This is a genomic window from Delftia sp. DLF01, from assembly GCF_014852125.1.
GTDB classification, from domain to species: domain Bacteria; phylum Pseudomonadota; class Gammaproteobacteria; order Burkholderiales; family Burkholderiaceae_C; genus Comamonas; species Comamonas acidovorans.
On record NZ_JACVAZ010000004.1, the window covers coordinates 55535 to 79893 of the forward strand.

Sequence of the window (24359 nt, forward strand, 5' to 3'; positions counted from 1 at the left end):
CCCTTGCCGCCTCCTGGCGATCAGGCATGATCGAAAGCGTTTCCGGCCTTCCACACGACACGACACCGCCCCATGCCGCCATCCCTTGCCAGCGCTGCCCCGGACCCCACCCCTGCACGGCAGGACGAAGCGAACTCGGTCTCCGATCGCTCCCTGGCCGTGCTCGATTTCGTGACCCAGGCCGAGGCCCCGCCGGGCCTCATGGACATCGCAGCTGCGCTCAACCTGCCCAAGGCCACGGCCTCGCGCCTGTGCTCCCACCTGGAGGCGCGGCAATGGCTGCTGCGCCATGAGGGTGACCGCAGCTTCTCCCCGGGCCCCAAGCTGCTGAGCCTGGCCGTGCGCGCCCTGCAAGCCGACCCGCGCCAGGCCCTGCGCCATGAGCTGCTGTCCCAGCTGGTGGCGCGGCTGGGCGAGACCTGCAACCTCACCGTGCTGGACGGCACGCGCGTGCGCTACCTGGACCGTGTCGAGACCCACTGGCCGCTGCGCATCCAGCTGGAGGCCGGATCGATGGTGCCCATCCACGCCACGGCAAGCGGCAAGCTGTTCCTGGCCCATATGCCTGCGGCCCGGCGCGCCGCCATTCTGGACAGCGTGGAACTCACCGCCTGCACGGCCAACACGCTGACCACGCCCGAGGCGCTGGCGCAGGAGTGCGCGCGCATCGTGCGCGAAGGCCACTCCTGCGATCGCGAGGAATTCATGCGCGGCATGATCGCCGTGGCCGTGCCCGTGCGCGATGCCAAGGGCCAGTGCCGCGCCACGCTGGCCGTGCATGCGCCCGAGGCGCGCATGCCGCTGGCGCAGGCGCTGGAGGGCCTGCCGCACCTGAAGGAAACGGCCCAGCGCATGGCCGGCCTTCTGTTCTGAATCCGAAAAAAAGGGCCTCTTCAAGAGGCCCTTGTCGTCACTGGAAGCCCAGCGTATGCGGCAACCAGGTGGACAGCGCGGGGATGAAGGTCAGCAGGCACAGCACAACGAAGTGGGCCAGCAGGAACAGCGGCATCTCGCGCGTGAGATCGGTGATGGACACGCGCGTGGCCACCGAGGTCACGAACAGCAGCCCGCCCACAGGCGGCGTGATCATGCCCAGCGTCAGGTTCACGATCACCACCATGGCGAAGTGCGTGGGATCGATGCCCAGGCTGAACGCAATGGGCGCCAGGATGGGCACCAGGATCATCACGCCGGGCAGCGGCTCCATGAAGATGCCGAACACCAGCAGCAGGATGTTCACCGCGATCAGGAACAGGGTGGGCGACAGCTCCCAGCTCACGATCAGCTCGGACAGGTACTGCGGAATGCCCTCCACCGTCAGCACCCAGGCAAAGGCGGCCGAAGTCGCCATCACCAGCAGCACCGAGGCCGTCAGCATGGCCGAGCGCGCCGCAATGCCCGGCAGCGCCGACCACTGCAGCGTGCGGTACACCCACTTGCCGCAGACCAGGGCGTAGAACACGGCCACCACCGACGCCTCGGTGGGCGTGAAGATGCCGAAGCGGATGCCCACCACGATGAGCACGATCAGCATCAGCGCGGGAATCGCCTTGACGCTGTTGATCCACATCGTGCGGCCGTCAGGGCGCGGCTCGGTGGAGCGGTAGTCGCGCTTCCTGCACACCCACCAGTTCACGGCGGCCATGGCCAGCGCGATCAGGATGCCGGGAATGAAGCCGGCCATGAACAGCCCGCCCACCGACACGTTCTCATCCTGCAGCGCGTAGATGATCATGCTCACCGACGGCGGAATGATGGGCCCCACGATGGCCGTGCTGGCCGTCAGCGCCGCCGCGTAGGAGCGCGCGTAGCCGGCCTTGTCCATCATCTTGACCATCATCGAGCCGGGGCCGGCCGCATCGGCCAGGGCCGAGCCCGAAATGCCCGAGAACAGCGTCAGCGACAGCACATTGGCATAGCCCAGGCCGCCGCGCAGATGGCCCACGAACTGCGCGGCAAAGCGCAGCAGCACATGCGTGAGCGCGCCGCCCGACATCAGCTCGGCCGCCAGGATGAAGAAGGGCACGGCCATCAGCGGAAAGCTGTCTATGCCCGTGAACATCTCCTTGAACACGATGAGCTGCGGATAGCGGCCGCCCACGAAGACGGCCAGCGCGGCGGAGATCGCCAGCGCGAAGGCCACCGGAAAGCCCAGCGTGAGCAGGACGATGATGGCGATGAAAAGCGTGATACCCATGATGTGTCTGCCTGGTGGATCAGATCGATGCTGCGGCGTCGGCATCCATCTCGTCGGATTCGGCGAAGGAGCCGTCTGCGATATAGCCGCGCGCAATGAACAGCAGATGCACCAGCATCAGCACGAAGCCCACGGGCATGGCCGCGTAGACGAAGGAGATCGGAATGTCCGTGGCCGCCGTGGTCTGGAAGCGCGTGGCCCAGACGTACTGCGACGAGGCCACCGCCATCACCGCGCAGAACAGGCCCACGCCCAGCACCACGAGGCGGCGCAGCCATTGCGCCTTGCGCGTGCCCACCGAGCGGTGCAGGTTGTCGATGGCCACATGGCCGCCGAAGCGCAGCACCAGGCCCGCGCCCAGGAAGGTGACCCAGATCATCATGTGCCGGGCCACTTCCTCGGCCCAGACAATGGAGTCGCCCGTGGTGTAGCGCAGCACCACATTGGCAAACACGATGCAGGCCATGGCCAGCAACAGCACGATCAGCAGCCAGCGGTTGCAGGCCACAAGGGCGCGTTCGATTCGGTTGAGCATAGGAGTGGGCGAGGGCAGGAGGGGAGTGGCGCAAGGGCCGGGCTGCCGCCGGATGTCAGATCATCGGCGCGGGCGCCGTGCGGGGCCACAGGTGTTGCCCGCAGCGGGGCGCCCTGCATTGCGGGCCGCAGCCCGCAATGCGTCAGGGGATTACTTGGCGTTGGCGATGGTGTCCAGCGTCTTCTGGCCGAACTTCTTCGCGTATTCCTTGTAGGCCGGCTCCAGCGCGGTGCGGAAGGCGGCCTGGTCCACCTTCTCCACCACCTGCATGCCGTGGCTCTTGGCCTCTTCCACGCCCTTCTTCTCCACCGTGTCCACGAACACGCGCGAAGCGATGGCGCCCGACTTGGCGCCCTGCGTGAAGGCCGCCTTCTGGCTGTCGTTCAGCGTGCCCCAGAACGAGGGCGACACCAGCAGCGCCATGGGCGCGTACACATGGGCCGTCAGCGTCAGGTGCTTTTGCACCTGCCACAGCTTGGCCGAGGCCAGCACCGAGATCGGGTTCTCCTGGCCGTCGATCGTGCCCTGCTGCAGCGCGCCGATCACCTCGGGCCAGGACATGGGCGTGGGCGATGCGCCCAGCGTACGGAAGGCCGTGATGTGCACGGGGTTCTCGGTCACGCGGATCTTCAGGCCCTTGAGATCGGCCACGCCGTTGACGGCGTGCTTGTTGTTGGACAGGTGGCGAAAGCCCTGCTCGCCCCAGGCAAGCGCGACCAGGCCGCGCTTGCTGAACTTGGCCAGCAGCTCCTGGCCGAAGGCGCCGTCCAGCACGGCGCGCGCATGCTGCGTGTCGCGGAACAGGAAGGGAATGTCCACCACGCCCACATCGGGCACGAAGTTGCTGATGGCGCCCGTGGAGACGATGGCCGCCTCCACCGTGCCCAGCTGCAGGCCCTCAATCAGCTCGCGCTCGCCGCCCAGGGCGGACGCGGGGAACTGCTTGAACTTGTAGGCGCCGTTCGTGCCCTTTTCCACCGCATCGGCCCAGGCCTGGGCGGCCGCGCCGTAGTGCGAATTCACGGCCAGGGCGTAGCCCACCTTGACCTCCTTGGTCTGGGCCAGGGCGGCGCCAGCCGAAGCAGCCGCCATGGCGGCCACGCAGGTCGAAAGAAGGGTGCGGCGGATCATTTGCATAGCGGCAGTCTCACTTGTTGTGTGTTGAAAAATGGCCCCCACGCTCCCCTTGCAGGGCAAGGTCTGCGGTCCCCCGCAGGGGGCCGCTTTTCATCCTGGGGCGGCCCGGCGATGAAAAAAAGAGCCCCTGGATTGTAGTGACCACTCCCCTTGTGGCGACCACGTACAAAGCGCTCGTCATGTGCGTTGAGGTGCATCTGATTTGGCGATGTCGTGGGCAGCGATCGGCATATCAACCAATGGACAGACGCACCGGCTTTCCCACGCGGCTCAACATTTCAACCAGGGCGTCAATGGTGAACTTTGCAGTCTTTCTGTTCACCACATCCGAGATGCGCGGGCGGGACACCATCAGGATCTCTGCCGCGTCTGACTGCTTCAGGTGATGCTGTGCAATCCATTGCGCCAGCTCCGCCATCAGTTGCTCCTTGAGAAGATGGGTGTCGTTGATCTGCTGGCGCGATGCAGCTTGCAGCTTCAATGCCTCGTCTTCAGGAAAGCCCAGCTCCAGAAAGAGGTTTGCCTTCGCCTTGGTCACATGGCGGATTTCTGTATCGATCTTCATTTGTTGGCCTTTCTCATGTGGACCACGGCACGGTAGCGCGCCGATGCGATGTCCTTGTCGTGCCGGCTTGTCACCTGTGATTTCTTCTGGAAGCAGTGCAATACATAGACCGCTTCCTCGAACTTGGCCACATACATCACCCGGAACGCTCCGCTGGCGTCCCTCACGCGGATCTCCCGTGTCCCGGCGCCCACGTCGTCGAAGGGTTTCCAGTCCTCCGGTTCCTGGCCTGCCTGAACCTTGCTCAACTGAAAGCCCGCATCTCGCCTGGGGCCTGCGGGAAAGTCCCGCAGATCGTCGTATGAGGATCCGACCCAGCGGATGTCTTTGTCCTGCTCCATGGAAGATCCTTGTATAAAATTTTATACAGGCATGCCGAAGGCGTAAAGCGGCTGTATGGCCTTTCGAGTGCGTGCATCAAAGCAAAAACGCCCGAGGCGCAGGCATCGGGCGTTTTGCGTCATGGCAGGGGTGCCGTCTTCGTGCGCACGGCTCAGCGTGCCCCGATCCGCTCGAACTCGCTCTCCACCGCCGCATGCGCTTTCAGGATGCTTTGCGAGGGCGCAGGGCCCATGCGGCTGACGACCACCGTGGCCAGCCAGGCCAGGATGAAGCCGGGGATGATCTCGTACAGGCCCAGCCAGCCGAACTGCTTCCACACCAGCACGGTCACGGCGCCGGTGATGATGCCGGCCAGCGCGCCGCCGCGCGTCATGCGGCTCCAGAACAGCGACAGGATGATCACCGGGCCGAAGGCGGCGCCGAAGCCGGCCCAGGCGTAGCTGACCATGCCCAGCACCTTGGAGTCGGGGTTGCTGGCGATGGCGATGGCGATCAAGGCCACCAGCAGCACCATGGCGCGGCCGATCCAGACCAGTTCGATCTGGCTGGCGTTCTTTCGCAGGAAGGTGCGGTAGATGTCTTCGGTCAGCGCGCTGGAGCACACCAGCAGCTGGCACGACAGCGTGCTCATCACGGCCGCCAGGATGGCCGCCAGCAGCGCGCCCGAGATCCAGGGGTTGAACAGCTGCTTGGTGATCTCCATGAACACCGTCTCGGCATTGGCGTTCACGGCGGCGGCGCCACCGGGGTTGGCCGCGAAGTACGGGATGCCGATGAAGCCCACGGCCACGGCGCCGGCCAGGCACAGGATCATCCAGGTCATGCTGATGCGGCGGGCCGAGGGAATGGTCTGCACCGACGAGGCCGCCATGAAGCGCACCAGGATGTGCGGCTGGCCGAAGTAGCCCAGGCCCCAGGCCAGCAGCGAGACCACGCCCACGAAGCTGGCGCCACGGAACAGGTCGAACTTCTCTGCCGCCACGATGGCGTGCAGGTCCTGGCCCGGCTGCAGATGGCCCTGCACGGCCAGCCAGGCGATCACGGGCGCCAGGATCAGCGCCGTGATCATCATCGAGGCCTGGATGGTGTCCGTCCAGCTCACGGCCAGGAAGCCGCCGATGAACACATAGGCGATGGTGCACAGCGCGCCCACCCACAGGGCCGTGCTGTAGGGCATGCCGAACATGTTCTCGAACAGGCGCGCTCCCGCCACCACGCCCGAGGCGCAGTACAGCGTGAAGAACACCAGAATCACCACGGCCGTCACGATGCGCAGCACGCTGGAGTGGTCCTCGAAGCGGTTGGCCAGGTAGTCGGGCAGCGTCAGCGCATTGCCGGCGCGCTCGGTGTACAGGCGCAGCCGCGCCGCCACCAGGCGCCAGTTCAGGTAGGCGCCCAGGATCAGGCCGATGGCGATCCAGGCTTCCGACAGGCCGGACAGGTAGATGGCGCCGGGCAGGCCCATCAGCAGCCAGCCGCTCATGTCCGAGGCGCCGGCCGACAGCGCCGTCACGAAGCTGCCCAGGCTGCGGCCGCCCAGGATGTAGTCGGAAAGATTCTTGGTGCTGAAGTAGCCGATGGCGCCGATGCCGAGCATGGCGACCAGGTAGATGGCGAACATGATCGCCGTCGGGTCGTTCCAGTTGAATTGCATTGAAGTGTCCTGCGTTGGTCGTGTTTTTTCGGGTTGTGCGGGGCGCTTGCCAGGGGCCGGTTGTGCCGGCCCCGGCGGTTCAAGCCATGGTCATGAGCTGTGCATTGCCGCCTGCGGCGGCGGTATTGGTGCTGATGGATTGCTCGTGGAACAGCGCAGCCAAGTCATAGCCGCGGCCCGCATGCAGCTCGTCGCTGTTGCGGCTTTCCACGCGCACCAGGGCACCGTCGCGCGCGGCGACCTGGGCGCAGACCTGCAGCAGGGCGTCGCCGTCGCCCTCGAACAGCAAGGCCGCCATGGGCGCTTGTGCATCAGCCAGCGAGTCTGCGCTGGCGCTGTGCAGCCACGACACGCCGGCATCGCCCGCAGCGGTGCGCAGCGCCTGCCAGGTGGCGGCGCAGCCGCTGTCGGCGCCTGCTCCGTTGTCGGGCAGAACGGCATGGCAGGCGTTGCCGCTGGCCAGGGCTGCTGCCACCTGGGCCACCAGGCCCAGCGGCGTGCGCGGCAGTGCCCAGACGGGGCCGCGCGGCAGCAGGCGGTAGCGGTTGGATTCGCCCGTGGGGCCGGGCAGCAGCATGGCGGCGTCCAGGCGCGAGGCGGCCAGGGCCTCGTCGCAGGCGGCCAGGGCCTGCACCTGCTCATCGGCGGACATGTCCTGGGGCGGGGCCTTGGACAGCGTCTCGCGCAGCAGGCCCAGCAATTGCAGCGGTGCCTGGGCGGACGACTCGGCCCGCGCAAAGACGGACAGCGCCGCGCTGGCCGGCCCCTGCGCCAGTCGGTGCAGGTACAGCGGGCCGCCGGCCTTGGGGCCGGTGCCCGACAGGCCCATGCCGCCGAAGGGCTGCACGCCCACCATGGCGCCGATCACATTGCGGTTCACATAGATGTTGCCCGCATGCACGCGCTGGGTGAGGTGGGCAATGGTCTCGTCGATGCGGCTGTGCACGCCGAAGGTCAGGCCGTAGCCGGTGGCGTTGATGCCATCGACCAGCGCGTCCAGCTGCTCGCGCTTGAAGCGGATCACATGCAGCACGGGGCCGAAGACCTCGCGCTGCAGGCGCGTGGTGCTGTCGATCTCGATGAGGGCCGGTGCCACGTAGTGGCCATTGAGCACGCCGTCCTTGCGTTCCACGCGGGTGACCTTCTGGCCCGCTGCGGCCATCTGCTCTATGTGCTGCTCGATCTGGCGGCGCGCCGCGTCGTCGATCACGGGGCCCACATCGGTGCTCAGGCGGTCGGGGTTGCCCAGGTTCCACTCCTGCAGCGCATCGCGCAGCATGGTCAGCGTGCGGTCGGCCACCTCGTCCTGCAGGCACAGCAGGCGCAGGGCAGAGCAGCGCTGGCCGGCCGAATCGAAGGCCGAGGCCAGCACATCGGCCACCACCTGCTCGGCCAGGGCCGAGGAGTCCACCACCATGGCGTTCTGGCCGCCAGTCTCGGCAATCAGTGGAATGGTGCGGCCTGCAGGCGACAGGCGGCGGGACAGCTGGCGTGCAATCAGGCGCGCCACCTCGGTGGAACCCGTGAACATCACGCCCGCCACCTGGGCATGGGCCACCAGGGCTGCGCCCACGGTCTCGCCCGTGCCCGGCACCAGTTGCAGCGCGTCGCGCGGCACGCCAGCCTCGTGCAGCAGGGCCACCATGGCGGCGGCCGTCAGCGGTGTCTGCTCGGCAGGCTTGGCCAGCACCGTGTTGCCGGCGGCCAGGGCCGCAGCCACCTGTCCGCAGAAGATGGCCAGCGGGAAGTTCCAGGGACTGATGGCCAGCACCACGCCCAGAGGGCGCTGCGCGGCGTTGTCGAAATGCGCGGCCGCCTGGGCGCCGTAGTAGCGCAGGAAGTCCACGGCCTCGCGGACTTCGGCCACGGCGTTGGAAAGGGTCTTGCCCGCCTCCCGCATGATCAGGCCCATCAGCGGCTGGCTGCGTTGCTCCAGCAGGTCGGCGGCGCGGGCCAGCGCGTCGGCACGGGCGGCGGGCGGTGTGCCGGCCCAAATAGGCGCGGCCTGCGCGGCGCGCGCGGCGGCGGCTTCGGCCTCGGCCGCCGTGGCCTCGCGCACCCAGCCCACGATGTCGGACAGCTCGGCCGGGTTGCGCATGGGCTGCCAGCCTTCGGTACGCGCCGGGTCGGCCGGCAGGTCGGCATCCGCGGGGGCGGCCAGATAGGTCTGGCGCGTGCTGTGCAGCAGCGCGGCGGCCAGCGAGGCCAGTTGCTGCTCGTGCGCCAGGTTCAGGCCCTGGGAATTGGCGCGGGCCTGCCCTGGCTTGTCTCCCTGCTGCGCGAACAGATCGGCCGGCAGCGCAATGCGCGGGTGGGGGGCGCCCAGCCGGCCTTCGTTGCGCGCGATCTTCATCACCTCGTCCACCGGGTCGGCCACCAGGTCGGAGACCGGCACGGAGGCATCGCCGATGCGGTTCACGAACGAGGTATTGGCACCGTTCTCCAGCAGGCGGCGCACCAGATAGGCCAGCAGCGTCTCATGGCTGCCCACGGGCGCATAGATGCGGCAGGGGCGGGCCAGCTTGCCTTCGGAGGCCGGGCCCGTCACCTGTGCGTACAGCGGCTCGCCCATGCCGTGCAGGCACTGGAACTCGTACTGGCCGCTGTAGTAGCTGCCGCCCACGGCCTGGGCCAGGTGGTAGATGCTGGCCAGGGTCTGCGCGTTGTGCGTGGCGAACTGGGGGTAGATGGCATCGGGCGCATCCAGCAGCTTGCGCGCGCAGGCCAGGTAGCTCACATCGGTATAGACCTTGCGCGTATAGACGGGGTAGCCGGCCTGGCCGCCTTCCTGGGCGCGCTTGATCTCGCTGTCCCAGTAGGCGCCCTTGACCAGGCGCACCATCAGGCGGCGGCGGCTGCGGCGGGCCAGGTCCACCAGGTAGTCCAGCACCTGCGGGCAGCGCTTCTGGTAGGCCTGGACCACAAAGCCTATGCCGTTCCAGCCCTTGAGCGAGGGCGCGGCACACAAGGCCTCCAGCAGGTCCAGCGACAGCTCCAGCCGGTCGGCCTCTTCGGCGTCGATGTTCATGCCGATGTCGTATTGCTTGGCCAGCTCGGCCAGCTGCAGCACGCGCGGCAGCAGTTCGGCCATCACACGCTCGTACTGCGCGCGGCTGTAGCGCGGGTGCAGGGCCGACAGCTTGATGGAGATGCCCGGCCCCTCGAAGATGCCGCGTCCGTTGGAGGCCGCGCCAATCGCGTGGATGGCCTGCTCGTAGGCCTGCAGGTAGCGCTGTGCGTCGGAATCGGTGGCGGCCGCCTCGCCCAGCATGTCGTAGCTGTAGCGAAAGCCCTGCTTTTCATAGGCGCGGCTGTTGGCCAGCGCCTCGGCAATGTCCTGGCCCGTCACGAACTGCTCGCCCATCAGCTTCATGGCGCGGTGCACGCCCTGGCGGATCAGCGGCTCGCCACCCTTGCCGATCACGCGCGTCAGCGCCGACGACAGGTTCTTCTCGCTGCTCGTGGACGTGAGCTTGCCCGTCAGCACCAAGCCCCAGGCCGCCGCGTTCACGAACAGCGAGGGCGAGCGGCCCACATGGGCGCGCCAGTCGCCCTTGCTGATCTTGTCGCGGATCAGCGCATCGCGCGTGGCACGGTCGGGAATGCGCAGCAGCGCCTCGGCCAGGCACATCAGCGCCACGCCTTCCTGGCTGGACAGCGAGAACTCCTGCACCAGCGCCGCCACGCCGCTGCCGGCCGGCGCATCGCGCAGGCCCTGCACCAGCCGGGTCGCCAGCTCGCGCACCTTGTCGGCCTGCTGGGCATCCTGGGCGCGTGCCAGCGGCAGCAGCACCGGCAGGCACTCGGGCTCGGGCCGGTGCCAGGCGGCCGTGATGGCAGCGCGCAACGGCGTCTGCGGCAGGATGGACTGGGCGAATTCCAGAAAGGGTTGCACCTCTTGCGGGCTGCTGGGTTGCGCTTCTTCCAGCGCCACATCGCCCTGGCTGTCGCCCGCGCTGGACAGCCGGATGGTGGTCGCGCCGCGCTCCAGTGCATCGACGTACTGGACAACCGCCTGCTTGATCAGCCAGTGCGGTGTGCGCCCTATCTGCTGGGCGGCGATGCGGATGCGCTCGCGCAGAGCGTCATCAACCTTGATGCCTACGGTGGTGGACATGGTGTGCCAGTGAGGAATGGAAGAGGTGGGAAATGCGAATGGAGATGCACCATGAAGAAGACATGGTGCAACCTTGCTTGGTTGAAATGTCGCAGAGGTTGCGACGTTTTTGGACTGGGGTTAACCCTTTTGTCTCATGACCCAAGCCGATACCGCCGTGTTACGGCCGTGCTGCGACCGGCCTACTGGTAGTCGATGGTGAAGGTCGCCAAGGCATTGGCACTGCCACCGCCGCTCACGGTATTCCTGATCTGCCGGTAGCGCGCCTCCAGGTCGATCTGGAAATTTGCCGTGCCCTGCGAAATCGTGCCCGCCTGCCAGCCGTTGGCTGCGCCAAAGCCCTGGACCGCGCCATTTCTCAGCACCTCCACGCCAACGCCGCTGACCTGCGAGCCGGTCAGCGCCAGCACTGAGGGGACTTGCGTGTCCGTCGTGCCCGACAGCGTCACGAAAGGCTTGATCTGGGTGTTCGGGTCGCCGCCGGAGCAGCTCAGCTGGATGGAGAAAGGCACCTTGTCCGTGGTCGCACCCAAACCCGTGAAGCGTGTGTCGGGATGCGTGCCCAGCGGTACGCTGATGCTGTCCGACACCAGCGTGCAGGTGGGATTGGTGGGGACCAGGGTGATACCGGAGAACACGTATTGCGCGGCGAGTGCTCCGGCAATTTTCATTTCCATGTATGGTCCTGCCAGTTGGATATCTCCAAAAATAGTACTGATGGGTCCTGTTTTTATGAATTCTATTGTAATGATGAAATTTTCTCCCTCGGGAATGGGATACGAATTTGTTAGTATGGGCAGTTCGTTGGGAATTGTTCCAATCCCCTTCATCGATATTCGCAATCCTATTCCGGAGACATTGCTGGGGTAGATTCTGACATCAGGTGCTCCGATTCCTGAAAATGAAGGTCTGCTGGCGCCGGAGCAAACCACTTGTGCAATTATTGATGAATGAGTCTTGTTGTCGACTACTGGTTTAATCGGAATTGTTGCAAACACTTTGCCGTTTGGTTCGGAGTTTATGTTGATGGGTAAATTCAGGACCTGATTCACGGGGTAAGATGCAATGTAATGGTTCTTTCCATCAGTGGTCGGGTTGGAGTCAGCCGGCATGCAGATTGCTGCATGGGATGCGGAAATGGTGGAAAAAATGATTCCCATGGAAAATGCGAAAAGCTTGTATATATTCATTCTGGTTCTCCATCTGGAATCAAGGCGGCAGTTCGAAAGAACAACGTGGCGTCTTGTGCCGTGTGCCGTGTGCCGTGTGCCGTTAGCCCTGGCATGTGCAGGCGCATGGCATCTCTGAGGAGTGCAGCGCCTGCTCCAAGGTCCTCGCAAAGGCAGGCTTGGGATCAGTGGCGGTTGAGCGAAAGCTGGGCGACACTGGAACTTCCCATGACCGGCTTGATGCCTGGCAGTTCATCAGCAAGGCAGGATGGAGCTTTGGCGATCATTTCCGGCAGCCTGCCCTCAGCAGCGGGGCGACCGGAAGAAGGGGCGACGGCGGCCGTGGCCGGGTTCTCTGCGCTGAGGCTCGCGGTGCAGAACGGACCGGTCGGAGCGGTGGCCTCACGGTCAAACTGGTATTGGGCGATGACCACGTCGTCGACCTTGTATTGAAGGAAAACCCCTTTGAGGGGCCCTGCCTGTTTGATCGGGCCAATCTTCACCAGATAGATATAGATGGGAGCATCGGACAGTTCCTGGATGGGAAAGTAGCTCTGTATTGCATTGCTTGGGTCGGTCGGAATAGGCATTTTTCTGAAATCTATGCGCAGTCCTATGCCGGGAATGGAGCTCTCATAAGCCCGGTGCTTCTGGTGAAAGGTGCCCACGCCATACCAGCCAGAGGTTTGGTATTTTGCACAGAACATTGCACCCCCTTTCATTCCAGTATCTTTCTTGTTGATGATATAAGGGAGAAAGGCGACGCGGCCTACTACACTGCCGATTGCACGAGATTCAATATCAAACGGCAGTGGGACCTCCAGCGTTCTACTGGGCAGGAGGACATAGTGATTTTTGCCATCGTTGATGGAATTGCCGACTCCATCGTTAGAGCAAAAAGCTTGCGCATGTGCCTGGCCTATGGAAAAGATGAAGAGTACTGAGGACAATGCGATGGCACGGGTAATGGTCATGAAAATGCTCCGTTGCTGAATGAAAAGGCGGTTCTTGGATTTCAATATCGCAGGGCAGGTGACCGGCGGACCGCGTGCCGGAAAGGAGGTGGGCACAGCCATGTACCGCGTCGGTTCAGACGCCGACCGAGGCCTGGGCTTGTGTTGGCGAGTCCCGCAATTCACCCACCAGGCTGCGATCGATCCGCAGGCCAGGGCTGTTGTCTGCCTGGCCGTCCGGCGCCAAGGGCGGTTGCGCCTGGCCCGTGTACTGCTTCGCATCGGCCGTGGTGCGCAAGACACTGATGCGCAGGCTCAGCCGCAAATCGCCAAGATGCTTCTCGGCCTGGAAGGGCAGGCTGGACTGGCGGATGGCGATGGGGCGCGAGGTCTCGGCTCTGTGTGTCAGCGCGGCCTGATGGGACGGCGCTGCGGCAAGATGGGACGGCACGCAGTGCAGGTCCATGCTGGCTGGCACACGGGAGCCGGTGGAGCGCTCCCGCGCCGGCAGCGAATAGGCCATGCTGCAATGGGCCGTGCCATCGCCGGCCTTCCACTGGGCGTGCAGCTGCCCCTGGTCCGACAGGCCGCGCAGCATGAGCTTGCCGGCTTGGCCGACCATGCCCAGGTCCTTGCCGCTCTCGTCCGAGACGACGGCGCCGAAAGGCACGGGCGACGTGTCCGCCTGCGTCAGGCGCAGCACGGCTGAGCGGCTGTAGCTCGTCTTGAACACCACCATGGCGGCGGCACCGGCCACCGGTGCGACGCGCCGGTTGGTTTCCTGCAGTTCCACATCCATGGACATGCCCTTGGGGTCCAGCGACACCTCGTTCATGGCATAGGGTGTCATGTAGGGCACCACGGCATAGCCCCGTGCATCGATGCGTACGCCGGGCGCATTGGTGAGGCGCGCGCCCTCGGCATGCGGGGCCTGCACGATGGCGAAGGTCTCGCCCAGGGGCTGCGACAGCGTGACCCCTCCGGGGTGGGCGACCAAGGCGCCGCGCGCGCCCAGTGACAGTTGCTGGCCGGCCCGGCCCGCGCTCACGCTGCCGCTGAACAGCGTGTACGGGCGGCGGTAGAGGGCATTGGCGCCTGCATTGAGGCGCGATCCCTGATTGCCGCTGCTGCCGTATTCGGCATTCAGGCCATAGGAGAGATCGCTGCCGGCCTGCCCGTAGGTGCTGGCCTGCAACTGGTTGCCGCCGCGCGAGTCATGTGTGAAACGGCTCATGACTCTGGGCTTTCCCGCCCCCAACGGAATCGTCACCCCTGCGTACAGCTGCGTGCTGGGGCGGCCCCAGGCATCGCGCTGGCGCGAGGCCGACAGGTTGTAGGGAACGCCCAGCCACGAGCTGCTGTAGTTGAGCGTGTAGTCCACGCGGCGGCCCGCGCGGTTCCAGTAGTTGTCCATGGAGGCGGAAATGCTCAGGTTGCCGCCTTGCTCGCCCAGGCGCTGGCTCAGTGTCATTGCGGCGCGCGTGCGCGGGCGCGACAGCGGGGGCGGTGCGCCGCTGGCAGCGGGCCGGGTCAGGTCGCGCGCCCGCATGGCCTCGTTGATGCCGAAGAACCCGTTGGTGGAATAGCGGTAGGCAGCGAGGGTGATGCCCGTGCCGGACTCCGGGAAGGTCTTGGCGTAGGTGACTCTCAGGCTTTGCCCCGAGTAGCTGCGGTCATGGGGAATGCGGGTGCTGGCGTGTGTGAGGTCCAGGCCAAAGGCACCCCATGGTGTATTGAACACGGCGCCCACCGTGGGCGAGAAATAGCCCCTGGCGACCGTGGCGCCGCCATAGGCCGTGAGCATGTTCGAGAAGCCGTACTGCCAGCCTGCCTGCGAGAAGAACGGCGCGCTGTCACGCAGGCCGCGCACCGCGCCCGCCGTGAGGCTGTAGCGGTGCTGGGCCTCGCGCAGCGAACGAGGAACGGCCGCATAGGGCACCGAGAAGGAACGCACGGAGCCGTCGGCCTCCTCGATGTCCACCTGCAGGTCGCCGCCATAGCCGGTGGGGTACAGGTCATTGATCACGAAGGCGCCCGGTGCCACCGTGGTCTCTTGCAGCTTGATGCCGTTCTGGCGGATGACCACCCGGGCGTTGGAATTGGCCACGCCGCGCACCACGGGCGCGAAGCCGCGCTGCGACTCGGGCAGCATGCGGTCGTCCGTGCGCAGCCGCAGGCCGCGGAAGGAGACCGAGTCCATGATCTCCCCGTCGGTGTAGGTGTCGCCCAGGATCAGTTGCGATGACCAGTCGGCGATGTCGCGCTGCGCATAGGCCGAGATGCTCTGATAACGGCTCGGTCCCTGATCGCTCCAACTGAACGAGCCACTGTGCCGGAAATGCCAGCGCGCATAGTTGAAGCCGCTGTTCAGGCCCAGGTAGCCCTGGGTGCTGCTGCCCGCTGGCCCGCCGCGCGCATGGTAGGTGTTGAAGTCATAGCCGAGCGTGCCGGTCGTCACGCCCGCGTTCCACTGCTCCGGACTCACGTAGCCGCTTGCCACGCGCCGCATCAGGATCTGGGGAATGCTCACATCCAGTCGTTGCAAACCTACGTTGAAGCTTGCGGAAGCGCCGGGGACGACCTTTTCAATGCGCAGGCACGCCGGGTCTCCATCCACAACATCCTCATTCGCCGGCAGGCTCGCCATGTCAATGTCCATTTGCTCCAGCAGGGACATGTTGAAGCAGGGCTGGGCACTGGCACCCCGACTGCGTTGAGTGAACCGCACCTCGGTGCGGGCCATCCAGTTGCCGTTGACCAGAAGGTCCGGGTTGTAGAGACCCGGTTCCACAGAATTACCCTCTGCAAAACGCAAGACATCGATCCCGTCGCCTCCTCGCAGAAAGCTGCTGTTGAATTCGATGTGCTGTGCGCGTGCGGGCGGCATCCTGCCGGTGGTGTGCTCTGTTTGCGAGGCGCGCATATCCATTTGCCAACAGGCCAGTACTGCCAGCAGCAAGGCATGTAGTGGTTTGGCCTTGAACGGGAAACAGCCTGGCTTCCGTACCCTGTCGGCTTTTTTCTTCATAGCAATCCCTCTCGATGGACATGCCTTTTTTTTTGCACCTGCTGCACCGTGCTGCCTACCTCGGCCAGTCACGCGTGACCGGCATGGAGGCTTTCGGTGCTGCGTTAGGGCTTCGGCTACCGTCAGCGCCCAAGTTCGACCCTGTGGCCCTCGGCCCCGCCCCAGTCGTTGAGGCTGGTGTAGACCACGACTGCCCCAGCGGGAAGCTCCTTGGGCGGTTGCTCGTTCTCGGCGGGCTTCTGAAGTGCGAACGTCGCTGTTTCTCCTGGCAGCACATGCCCTACAGTCACCTTGAAACTCTGGTCGGCTGCCTCTATGGCGATATGACCCAGATTGGCGACATACGCGGTCGGATTGCGGGCATGAAGTACGGCCTGTCCGTCTTGGGTGGTGCTTGCGGACCACTGCAACTGTTCAGGCGCATCCCTGGGCTCGCCCGGCAGGCCCTTGGGGCGATATATCAGCTTGATGCGCGTGCGAAAGGCCAGTGCGAGGCTGCCCTGGGAGCCTTTCGCGTTCTCGGTCTTGGGCGGCACGTCCAGCACGTTGATCCAGAACAATGACTCTCTGTCCTGGAGTAGGGTCCGGCCGGAATGGATGATGCGCAGCATCTGCTGGTCCGAGGCTTCCAGGCGGGTGAGCGACGGCGCGATCACAAAGGGCACATCTATGCCCTCGGGCGCCATATCTCCATCGCCCGTGTCCAGCCATGACTGCACCAGCGATGGCAATTTCCCTTCATTGGAAATCTTGAGGGTGGCTTCCGTCTCGTCGCCTGAAAATATGACCCGTGTTCCATAGAGGACTATGCTGGCATTGGCCGGGAGGACGCAAATAAGCAATGCGGCCATGGAGAAACAATGTGACAGCAGACTGGATCGGCGATTTTTCACCGGCATAGGAGATCCTGAATTTCTGTATATGAGAGAAATGCCACAGGCATTGGGGGTGAATGCGCCAGCCACCAGAAGGTGGCCGGCGCTTCTCTGAGGCGGTGGACTGCCTATTGATAGTTCATGGTGAAAGTCGCTTCAGCATTCGCCTCTCCTGAGGCAAGGGGCACGGCAGCCACGTAGTACCTGGCGATGTAGTTGAGCGTATTGGTTCCTGATTGCAGGTTGACAGGCGCGGACGGGCCGCTCAGATCCCAGATGGCCGTTGTCGAGTTGTTCTCCAGTAACTGGATGTCGGCCGTGGCATTGCTCGTATTGATGCGGCCGTTCCTGATGGGGCCATCAAAACGGACCGTGGCAGTGGTGGGCTGATTGTTCGCTCCTGGGGTTGAGCAGCCATCCAGCCTGATGGTGATCGTTCTCTGATGGGAGGGAAGGGCAACGTTGCCGACGGCACCACCGCCAGACGTGAAGCCGTTGGCGTTGGGAGGCACGACGCCGAAATCGATCTTCTGGTCCCTGCTGCCCAGATTGACGATGCAGGTGACAGGAGAAATATTTCCTGTGAATCTGACGATTCCACTCTGAGTGGATTGCGCATGGACAGAACTCAGTGCAAGCAAGGACAAGCCCGCAACCGAAAATTTCAATGCAGAAAATTTCATATTTATGCCTGATGAAATTGAGTTTGATGAATATGGTGGATTGAAGTAATGATCTTGTTTGAAACTTTTTCTTTGACGCACCTCCATTTTTGATTTGATATTGGATATTTTTGAATGATTCCAGATATCGATGGCTATAGAGTTGCTGCTGCTGAAAGTTGCAGGTAATATATTTTTTTATGCGTCAATTGGGTGTGGCTGAAGAGGCTTTTGGGAATATGAATTGACGGTGGATTGTTCTCGTTGATGACAAAATTTCGAAGAATCAGATTCTGATTTTTGGCAATTTGTCTGATCGGCCTATTGTCAACACATGCTCGCTGAAATGAAATTGGATAATTCTGAATTTCGCGATTTTCTCTCTAGGAATTCCCTGATCTTTTGAGCGGATTTTTCGGGATTCCCTAGGAATAGTCCTATCTTGTCTTCAATTGCTTACGAATTGGTGATCCGAACTGTGCGTGCGCGGGTCCAGAAATGGCGGGGCAAAGCCTTGTGGGAATGCTGTCGCCTATGGGTTGGGGGGATCTGCGATGCAGCTGATGCCGGCAGACAAGCGGACGATGGTCTTTGCGAGAAGAGCAAGGTCTCGGCTGTGCCGCCCTGCGGCACAAGGCCCGCAGTCAATCTTGCGGGTCTTGATGAACAGCGTTTGGGCAGTGACGGCAAATAGCTGCATGCCGATGGCTACCCGTACCAACGTATCTGCAGTCGGCGCGGGAGTCGGAAATGGAAGCCTGCTGGTGCAGGCAATCAACGTGGCCCTGCATTGGCAGGGGCCTATTTGGGCTGCTTTCCGGTGCTTATGTCTGATCGGCCGATGCCAGGACCCTGATCTTCAGGCTGGGCTGCAGGATGGCCAGCGGACGGTCAGCCCGCAGGGTTTGCTGCGGCGGCTTGTGCTTGCCGGTGCCTGCGTCGTGCCCTGCCGCCACGGGAGTTCTGCCCGTGTTGCTGGTGACTGGCACCGTGGTGGGCAAGGCGCTGATCTTGACGCTCATGCGCAGGCCGTCCAGGTTGCGCTCCAGCTTCAGTGCCTGCTGGCTGTCGCTCGGCTGTGTGGCACGAGCGGGCAGCACTGCCGCCGCAGTGACTGCCGGGGCGCTGGCGACTGCCGTGGCCGGTGCCGTTGCTGCCGTACGTTCCTGGGTCATGCCGGCCAGAGCCACGGCCGACGCAGCGTTGGAGGCCGGGGCGCCTGCCACGGCTGTCTTGGCATTGGTGGTTGCGGTTGAGGTTGCCGCGGTCTTGCCCGGCTTGGCCGATGCCACGTCGGTGGCCGCAGGCACCAGGTTGCTGCTGGCCACGCAGGGCAGTTCCAGGCTTTGCGGCGGCTGGTAGGTGGTGCTGCGCTTTCTTTCAGGAAGGGTATAGGAGAGGTTGCAGCCCACCATGCCGGTGTCGGTCTTCCATTGCACCTGCAGTTCGCCCTGGTCTGACAGCCCGCGAGCCAGAAGCTTGCCGGCCTGGCCGATCATGCCCAACTCCTTGCCGTCCATGTCCAGCACGCTGGCGCCAAAGGGCACAGGCATGTTGCCGGCCTGCCGCGCGCGGATCACGGCCGAGCGGCCATAGGCTGTCTTGAACACCAGCAGTGGCACGGCGCCGGCCAGCGGCGCGACGTGCTGGCTGGTTTCCTTGAGTTCCACGTCCGTCGACAGGCCCTTGGGATCGATGGAGACCTCGTTCATCGAGAACGGCGTCAGATACGGGACGACGGCATAGCCCCGGCTGTCCACCTTCACTCCGGGCGCGTTGTTGATGCGCGCGCCTTCCGCGTTCTTGGCCTCCACGATGGCAAAGGTGTCAGACACCGATTGCGACAGCGTCACGCCGCCCGGGTGGGCCACGATGGCGCCACGCGCGCCTACCGAGAACTGCTGGTAGCCGCTGCTGGCGCTGACGCTGCCGCTGAGTTCGGTCTGCGATGCGCGGTAGGTGGCGTTGGCGCTGGCACTGGTGCTGCTGCCATTCATGCCACCGGTGTTGTGGTTGGCGCTGAGGCCGTAGGAGATGGCGTTGTCGTCGCCCAGCAGCCCGGACAGGTTGGCCTGGGCCTGCACGCGGCCGCGCGAGTCGCGGTTGGTATTGGTGGAGAGCATCATGCCGCGCTCCATGCTGAGCGGAATCGACAGGCCCACGTGCAGGAACGTGTTGGACTGTCCCCAGGCATCGCGCTGGCGCGCCGCGGAGAGGTTGTAGGAGATGTTGCGGAACGAGTTGCTGTAGCCAATGGCGTAGTCGACGTTGGAGCCCTGGCGGTTCCAGTACTTGGCAGTGGACGCCGTGAGGCTGAGGCTACCTCCCCCGGGGCCAAACTGCTGGCCCATGACCAGAGAGGCGCGGTTGCGAGGCCGGTACAGGTCCGTGGAGGGCCGTAGCAGATTGGCCTGATCCCGTGCGCGCATGGCGTCGTTGAGGCCGAAGAATCCGTTGGTGGAGTAGCGATAGGCGGCAATGGCCACGTGGGTGCCAGTCTGCGCAAAGGACTTGGCGTAGCTGGCACGCAAGCTCTGTCCGGAAAAGGAGCCGTCATTGGGAATGCTGGTGGAGGCGTGCGTGATGTCTGCACCAAAGGCACCCCAGGGCGTGGTGAGCGCCGCGCCAATCATGGGCGAGATATGGCCCTTGGCCACGGACACACCGCCGTAGCCGGTCAGCATGTTGGTGAAGCCGTGCTGCCAGGTCGCCTGCGAGAATAGCGGCGAAGTATTGGGCAGGTGGCGCACCACGCCCGCCGTGAGGCTGTAGCGGTCCTGCCCCTCGCGCAGCGACAGCGGCACGGCCGCGTAGGGCACGGCAAAGCTGCGCACGGCACCATTGGCCTCGGTGATGCTGACTTGCAGGTCGCCACCGTAGCCCGTGGGATAGAGGTCGTTGATGACGAAGGCGCCGGGCGCCACCGTGGTTTCGTAGAGCTTGATGCCGTTCTGCGTGATGGTGACTCGGGCATTGGTGTTGGCCACGCCGCGCACCACGGGCGCGTAGCCGCGCTGGGAGTCGGGCAGCATGCGGTCATCACTGTTCAAGCGTATGCCGCGAAACGAGGTGGAGTCCATCAGGTCGCCACCCGTGTAGGTGTCGCCCAGTATGAGCTGGGAAGACCAGTCGGCAATGTCGCGCTGTGCGTAGGTGGAGATGTTCTGGTAGTTGCCCCGTCCAGTGTCCGCCCAGCTGAAGGAGCCGTTGTGCCGGAAATGCCAGCGGTCGATGTTGACGCCACCGTTCAGGCCCAGATAGCTCTGCGTGGAGTTTTCTGCGTTGCTGGAGCGCCCGTGGTAGGTGTTGAACTGGTAGCCGAGCAGGCCGACAGGCACGCCGGCGCTCCATTGGTCCGGGCTGACATAGCCGCGCACCGAGCGGCGCAGCGAGGCCTGGGGCACGCTCAGGTCCAGTCGCTGCTTGCCGAAGTCGAAACTGGTGAAGGCGCCCGCGATGATCTGGTCCAGACGGTTGCAGCCACCGTCGGCCACCAGCTTCAAGGCGGCCTCGGGCGGCAGGCGCGAAAGGTCGATGCCCACCTTCTCCAGCAGTGCTTTGTCCAGGCAGGGCAGCGCGTCCTGCGAACCGGCCAGTGCCTTGAACTGCACTTCGCTGCGGCCAACCCAGTTGCCGTTGATGTAGATGTCTGGGTTATAGCTGCCTGCCGTGACCACGTTGGCGCGCGAGTAGCGCGAGACGTCAATGGTCTGCTTGCCGGTGTTCAGAAAGCTGGGATCGAAGTCGACGGCAGCCGGCGTGGGCTGCCACTGGCCGGTGGACGTGGAGGTCGTGACTTCCTTGACCTGCTGGCCCTGCTGGGCCTCGGACTGCCAGCACACCAGCACGGAGAGCAGCAGCGCATGGCCGGGCTTCAGTTGGAAATATCCGGCAGGGCCTTGGCCTGGCCCCGGCATTGTTCCTTTGCCTTGCCTTGTATGCCGGCTTTTGATTCCCTTTTCTGAATCTGGAAAGACTGGCCTGATCATTTGCTTATCTCCTAATGCTGTGCGCCCGATGCAAAGCGAACGGCCAAGGCCGATGTGCCAGTCCCGTTAAAGAGACCGATGCCGTTTCGCCGGGTATTAACGCTGGGTATCGGTGTGCTGGCCGGGCTGAAAATGCAGTGGCATTAGATAATCAGACCGGAGAGAACGGAGGATTCGCGTGGCTGTGCTCGCATTGCCCTGTTTATTGGGCGGAATTGCCAATCCTGGCTTCGTGGTTGAGACTGGCGCCCCAATCATTGATGCTGCTGAACATCACCGTGGCACCGGTCGCACCAGCCATATTGGCACCCGCAGGTTCCTTGATTGGGAAGGCGGCCACCTGACCGGGAAGAACGGGCCCAACGCCTGCCTCGAAGGATTTGCCGTTGAGCTGCAATTCAACGCCAGCCACATTGACCACAAAGGCGCTGGGATTGCGTGCTTTCAAAACAGGCTGGTTTTTGGCGTCAACGCCTGCCGACCATTGAAGCTGGGCAGGAGCCTCCTGGGCATTGCCGGGCAGATTGCCGGGCCGGTACATGAGCTTGACGCGTGTGCGAAAGGCGAACTGGAGATTGTTGGAGTCGCCTTCCATTTCCGCCTTGGGCGGGACGTCCAGCACGTTGAGCCAGAACAGGGATTCCTTGTCGGCAGGCAGTGCTTCGCCCGAATAGATGATGCGCAACGTCTGGCTCTTGCCCGCCTCAATGCGCATGATGGTGGGCGTGATGACGAAGGGAACGTCGATGTTCTCAGGCGATTCCTGGTTGTTGCCCTTGTCCAGCCAGGTCTGCACCAGGGCAGGTTTGCTGCCTTCGTTGGTGAGCTGGATGGTGGCTTCCTTCTCGCCACTGGGGAATATGATGCGCGTGCCCGTCAATGTCACGCTGGCCTGTGTCGCCGTTCCAAGAAGAAGGGACAACAGGATGGCAGCAAGCCCATATGAACGTTTGATCGTCAGCATCGGAGAACTCTCTGGGTTTTGAGCGAAAGACTGGGGCCGGGCCCATGTCAGAAAAGCAGAAGACACGGCATATCGACCACCGCAAGGCGGCCGATATGCCTGAAAGTCAGTGATTACTGATAGACCAGCGAGTAGGTCACCGAGGTGTCGGTACGGCCGGCCGTCACGGGGCCGGTGGCCACGTATTCGGAGGCGAAACGCATGATGGCCCGGCCATTGCCACCGACCTTGTTGTCGATGTCCACAAAGCGCGATTGGGCGGAACCGATCTTCAGGCGCTCGTTGTTGCTGGGATCCACGATGGCGATCTGGACACCGGAGGCCACGGTGGGCGCACCAGTACCGCTGGCCGCTGCGGGCTTGAGCATGCCGGTGACCAGGTCTACGTTGGGGCCGGCTTCGAAGAACACGGCGACCTTGGAGACGGGCGCTGTGGAGGTGGCGGTGGCCAGCTCACAGCCGCTGAGTTCCAGCGAGAACGCCTGGCGGCCGACCGTGGCACCCACGGTGGCCAGCTGGTTGTTCGCCACGTTGGGCAGCTTCACGCCGTCCTTGGCGGCGCCGGCGACCGTGGTGTCCACCTTGCAGGTGGTGGTGACCACCTCGCCCGTGAAGTTGATGGTGCCGTCTGCTGCTTGAGCGGTGTTCATGGCCATCATGACCAGGCCGGCAACCGATGTCAGCAATGCGATCTTTTTCATGGGTATTCCCTCGAGTTGAAGAGATAATGAAATTCCAGCAGCGATGAATGCGCTGGTGGAATAAGAGACTGTGTGAATGGTTGAGTGGTTAATAAATCATCAGTGTTCCATGTTCACCTCATCAATCCAATGGTTGGTAACTGTCAGCATGGTCAAGGATTTGCAGGGGTTGCGATCATGCTGGAATAGGTGGTGGCGCTGACATGGAGAAATTGTTCGGATGAGGGAGCGTTGGCGAGGGATGGGCGAGGTTTGTTTCTCTGGCATGTTTGAAGTTGAATTGTTCAAATACACCAGTGCCCAATGGCGCGGATGGGATGCAGGAGAGAATCTGTCAAAGAAAAAGGCGAAACAAAAACCTGTTCTTTGGGTATGTGATGGATTCTAGGTGTGCACCGCCGTTATATGAAATAGGGCGCATTCTGATAATTGATGCTTGATCTAGGAATAGTCCTAGATTTGCTCTGTCGAATGGGGAAAGAGGGTGCACAGCCCGCCTGCGCCGGGCGGTTGGCTGTGCTGAGGGTGATGGTGTCTGCGGGGGGAGCGCGGGTCCCGCAGATCAGGAGGGGCCGATGGGGGTGGTCGAGGGCGAAGGCCCGCAAGGGCTGCACCGGCCCTCGGCCCTGTGGATCAGGGGCGCTGGGTCAGCAGGTACTGCGCCATTTCAGCAAAGCCGTCTCCTCGCTCGGCCTGGGTGACATGGCGAGGCAGGTGCTTGAGTTGGGGCACGAAGCGCGCGATGTTGGCCACGCCCAGGCTGTGGGGCATGTGCTCGAACATGAGCTGGTCGTTGGTGGAGTCTCCGATGTAGATCCAGCGGTCCAGCGTGGCGTCGAGGTCGATGTCGAACAGCGTGCGCAGGATCCAGCGCGCGCCTTCGAGCTTGTTGTGCGCGCCAAACCAGCCGTTGATGTGGATGGAGCTGACGGTGGCGTTCATGCCCGCCGCCTTCATGATGGTCACGCAGCGGTCAATGTCCTGCTGGGGCATCTGGGTGAATTCGCTGTGGTCCACGGCAATGTCGCATTCGCGGCCCGCCGAGTCGGTGGCGCGCAGTGCCCCGGGCACGGTGGCCTCGATCTCGGCCAGCACCTGCTGCATGCGCGCGTAGTTGGCGGTGCGCGTGGCCTCGTCCTGCTGGTAGAGCTTGTCCAGCCCGCCCTGCGCATTGCGCCGCAGTGCCACGGCGCCGTTCTCGGCCACGATGGCATCCACAGGCCAGGCCTGGGCAAACGGCTCGCTCCAGCCCACGGGCCTGCCCGTGATCGGCACCACGCGCAGGCCGGACTGCTTGAGCCGGGCGATGGCATCGACGACATGGTCCGGCACCACGCCCTCGGTGGTCAGGGTGTCGTCGATGTCGGTGAGGATGCCGAGCGGCGATGCGGGAGGTGTCCAGAGGGACAGCGGCTGGAGGGTTGTAGGCACGGTCGTCAAAATGCAAAAAGCCGCCCGGGGCGGCTTGTAA

Annotated in this window: 17 protein-coding genes; 1 reads left to right on the forward strand and 16 read right to left on the reverse strand. The window is 63.9% G+C overall.

Translation table 11 applies throughout. The features are described 5' to 3' along the window. Positions 1-72: 72 nt before the first annotated feature. Positions 73-873: an IclR family transcriptional regulator gene (locus IB269_RS21345; RefSeq protein ID WP_012207743.1), complete on the forward strand. Its 801-nt coding sequence runs from the start codon at positions 73-75 to the stop codon at positions 871-873. A 37-nt stretch (positions 874-910) separates the two neighbouring features. Here the strand turns inward: IB269_RS21345 and IB269_RS21350 are convergent, their stop codons facing one another. The 16 genes from IB269_RS21350 to IB269_RS21425 all read right to left on the reverse strand — a co-directional run bounded on the left by IB269_RS21350 (position 911) and on the right by IB269_RS21425 (position 24319). Further along, positions 911-2197, reverse strand: a complete 1287-nt coding sequence (locus IB269_RS21350; RefSeq protein ID WP_192368236.1) for a TRAP transporter large permease — start codon at positions 2195-2197, stop codon at positions 911-913. A 19-nt stretch (positions 2198-2216) separates the two neighbouring features. After that, a complete protein-coding gene (locus tag IB269_RS21355; protein WP_013800419.1) occupies positions 2217-2732 on the reverse strand; it encodes a TRAP transporter small permease in 516 nt (171 codons plus the stop codon). 150 nt (positions 2733-2882) lie between these two features. Further along, a complete protein-coding gene (locus IB269_RS21360; protein ID WP_192368237.1) occupies positions 2883-3869 on the reverse strand; it encodes a TRAP transporter substrate-binding protein in 987 nt (328 codons plus the stop codon). Between the two features lie 232 nt (positions 3870-4101). Next, entirely contained in the window at positions 4102-4434 is a 333-nt protein-coding gene (locus tag IB269_RS21365; protein WP_013800421.1) for a helix-turn-helix domain-containing protein, read from the reverse strand. Then, entirely contained in the window at positions 4431-4775 is a 345-nt protein-coding gene (locus IB269_RS21370) for a type II toxin-antitoxin system RelE/ParE family toxin (protein ID WP_013800422.1), read from the reverse strand. The genes IB269_RS21365 and IB269_RS21370 overlap by 4 nt, the downstream gene beginning before the upstream one ends. Before the next feature lie 152 nt (positions 4776-4927). After that, positions 4928-6430, reverse strand: coding sequence for a sodium/proline symporter PutP (gene putP, locus IB269_RS21375; protein ID WP_180318657.1), 1503 nt, complete (start codon positions 6428-6430; stop codon positions 4928-4930). A 79-nt stretch (positions 6431-6509) separates the two neighbouring features. Continuing rightward, positions 6510-10547, reverse strand: a complete 4038-nt coding sequence (gene putA, locus IB269_RS21380; RefSeq protein WP_192368238.1) for a trifunctional transcriptional regulator/proline dehydrogenase/L-glutamate gamma-semialdehyde dehydrogenase — start codon at positions 10545-10547, stop codon at positions 6510-6512. 182 nt (positions 10548-10729) lie between these two features. Then, a complete protein-coding gene (locus IB269_RS21385) occupies positions 10730-11737 on the reverse strand; it encodes a fimbrial protein (protein WP_192368239.1) in 1008 nt (335 codons plus the stop codon). A 164-nt stretch (positions 11738-11901) separates the two neighbouring features. Further along, positions 11902-12690, reverse strand: a complete 789-nt coding sequence (locus IB269_RS21390; RefSeq protein ID WP_192368240.1) for a hypothetical protein — start codon at positions 12688-12690, stop codon at positions 11902-11904. Positions 12691-12805: 115 nt separating this feature from the next. After that, positions 12806-15697 (reverse strand): fimbria/pilus outer membrane usher protein, encoded by a 2892-nt coding sequence (locus IB269_RS21395; protein WP_192368241.1) that lies wholly within the window; start codon positions 15695-15697, stop codon positions 12806-12808. Between the two features lie 122 nt (positions 15698-15819). Continuing rightward, positions 15820-16548 carry a molecular chaperone gene (locus IB269_RS21400; protein ID WP_225614246.1) on the reverse strand — a complete coding sequence of 243 codons (729 nt, stop codon included), beginning with the start codon at positions 16546-16548 and terminating at the stop codon, positions 15820-15822. 152 nt (positions 16549-16700) lie between these two features. Further along, on the reverse strand, positions 16701-17255 hold the full coding sequence (locus IB269_RS21405; protein WP_192368243.1) for a fimbrial protein: 555 nt from the start codon (positions 17253-17255) through the stop codon (positions 16701-16703). 803 nt (positions 17256-18058) lie between these two features. Continuing rightward, complete coding sequence (locus IB269_RS21410; protein ID WP_192368244.1) at positions 18059-21151, reverse strand: fimbria/pilus outer membrane usher protein; 3093 nt, start codon at positions 21149-21151, stop codon at positions 18059-18061. 274 nt (positions 21152-21425) lie between these two features. Beyond that, the gene (locus tag IB269_RS21415) at positions 21426-22187 is read right to left on the reverse strand and encodes a molecular chaperone (protein WP_192368245.1); all 762 of its coding nucleotides are present in this window, start codon (positions 22185-22187) and stop codon (positions 21426-21428) included. Positions 22188-22300: 113 nt separating this feature from the next. Then, positions 22301-22888, reverse strand: coding sequence for a fimbrial protein (locus tag IB269_RS21420; RefSeq protein ID WP_013800427.1), 588 nt, complete (start codon positions 22886-22888; stop codon positions 22301-22303). Between the two features lie 633 nt (positions 22889-23521). Beyond that, positions 23522-24319 carry an HAD-IIB family hydrolase gene (locus IB269_RS21425; RefSeq protein WP_192368246.1) on the reverse strand — a complete coding sequence of 266 codons (798 nt, stop codon included), beginning with the start codon at positions 24317-24319 and terminating at the stop codon, positions 23522-23524. Positions 24320-24359: the final 40 nt, after the last annotated feature.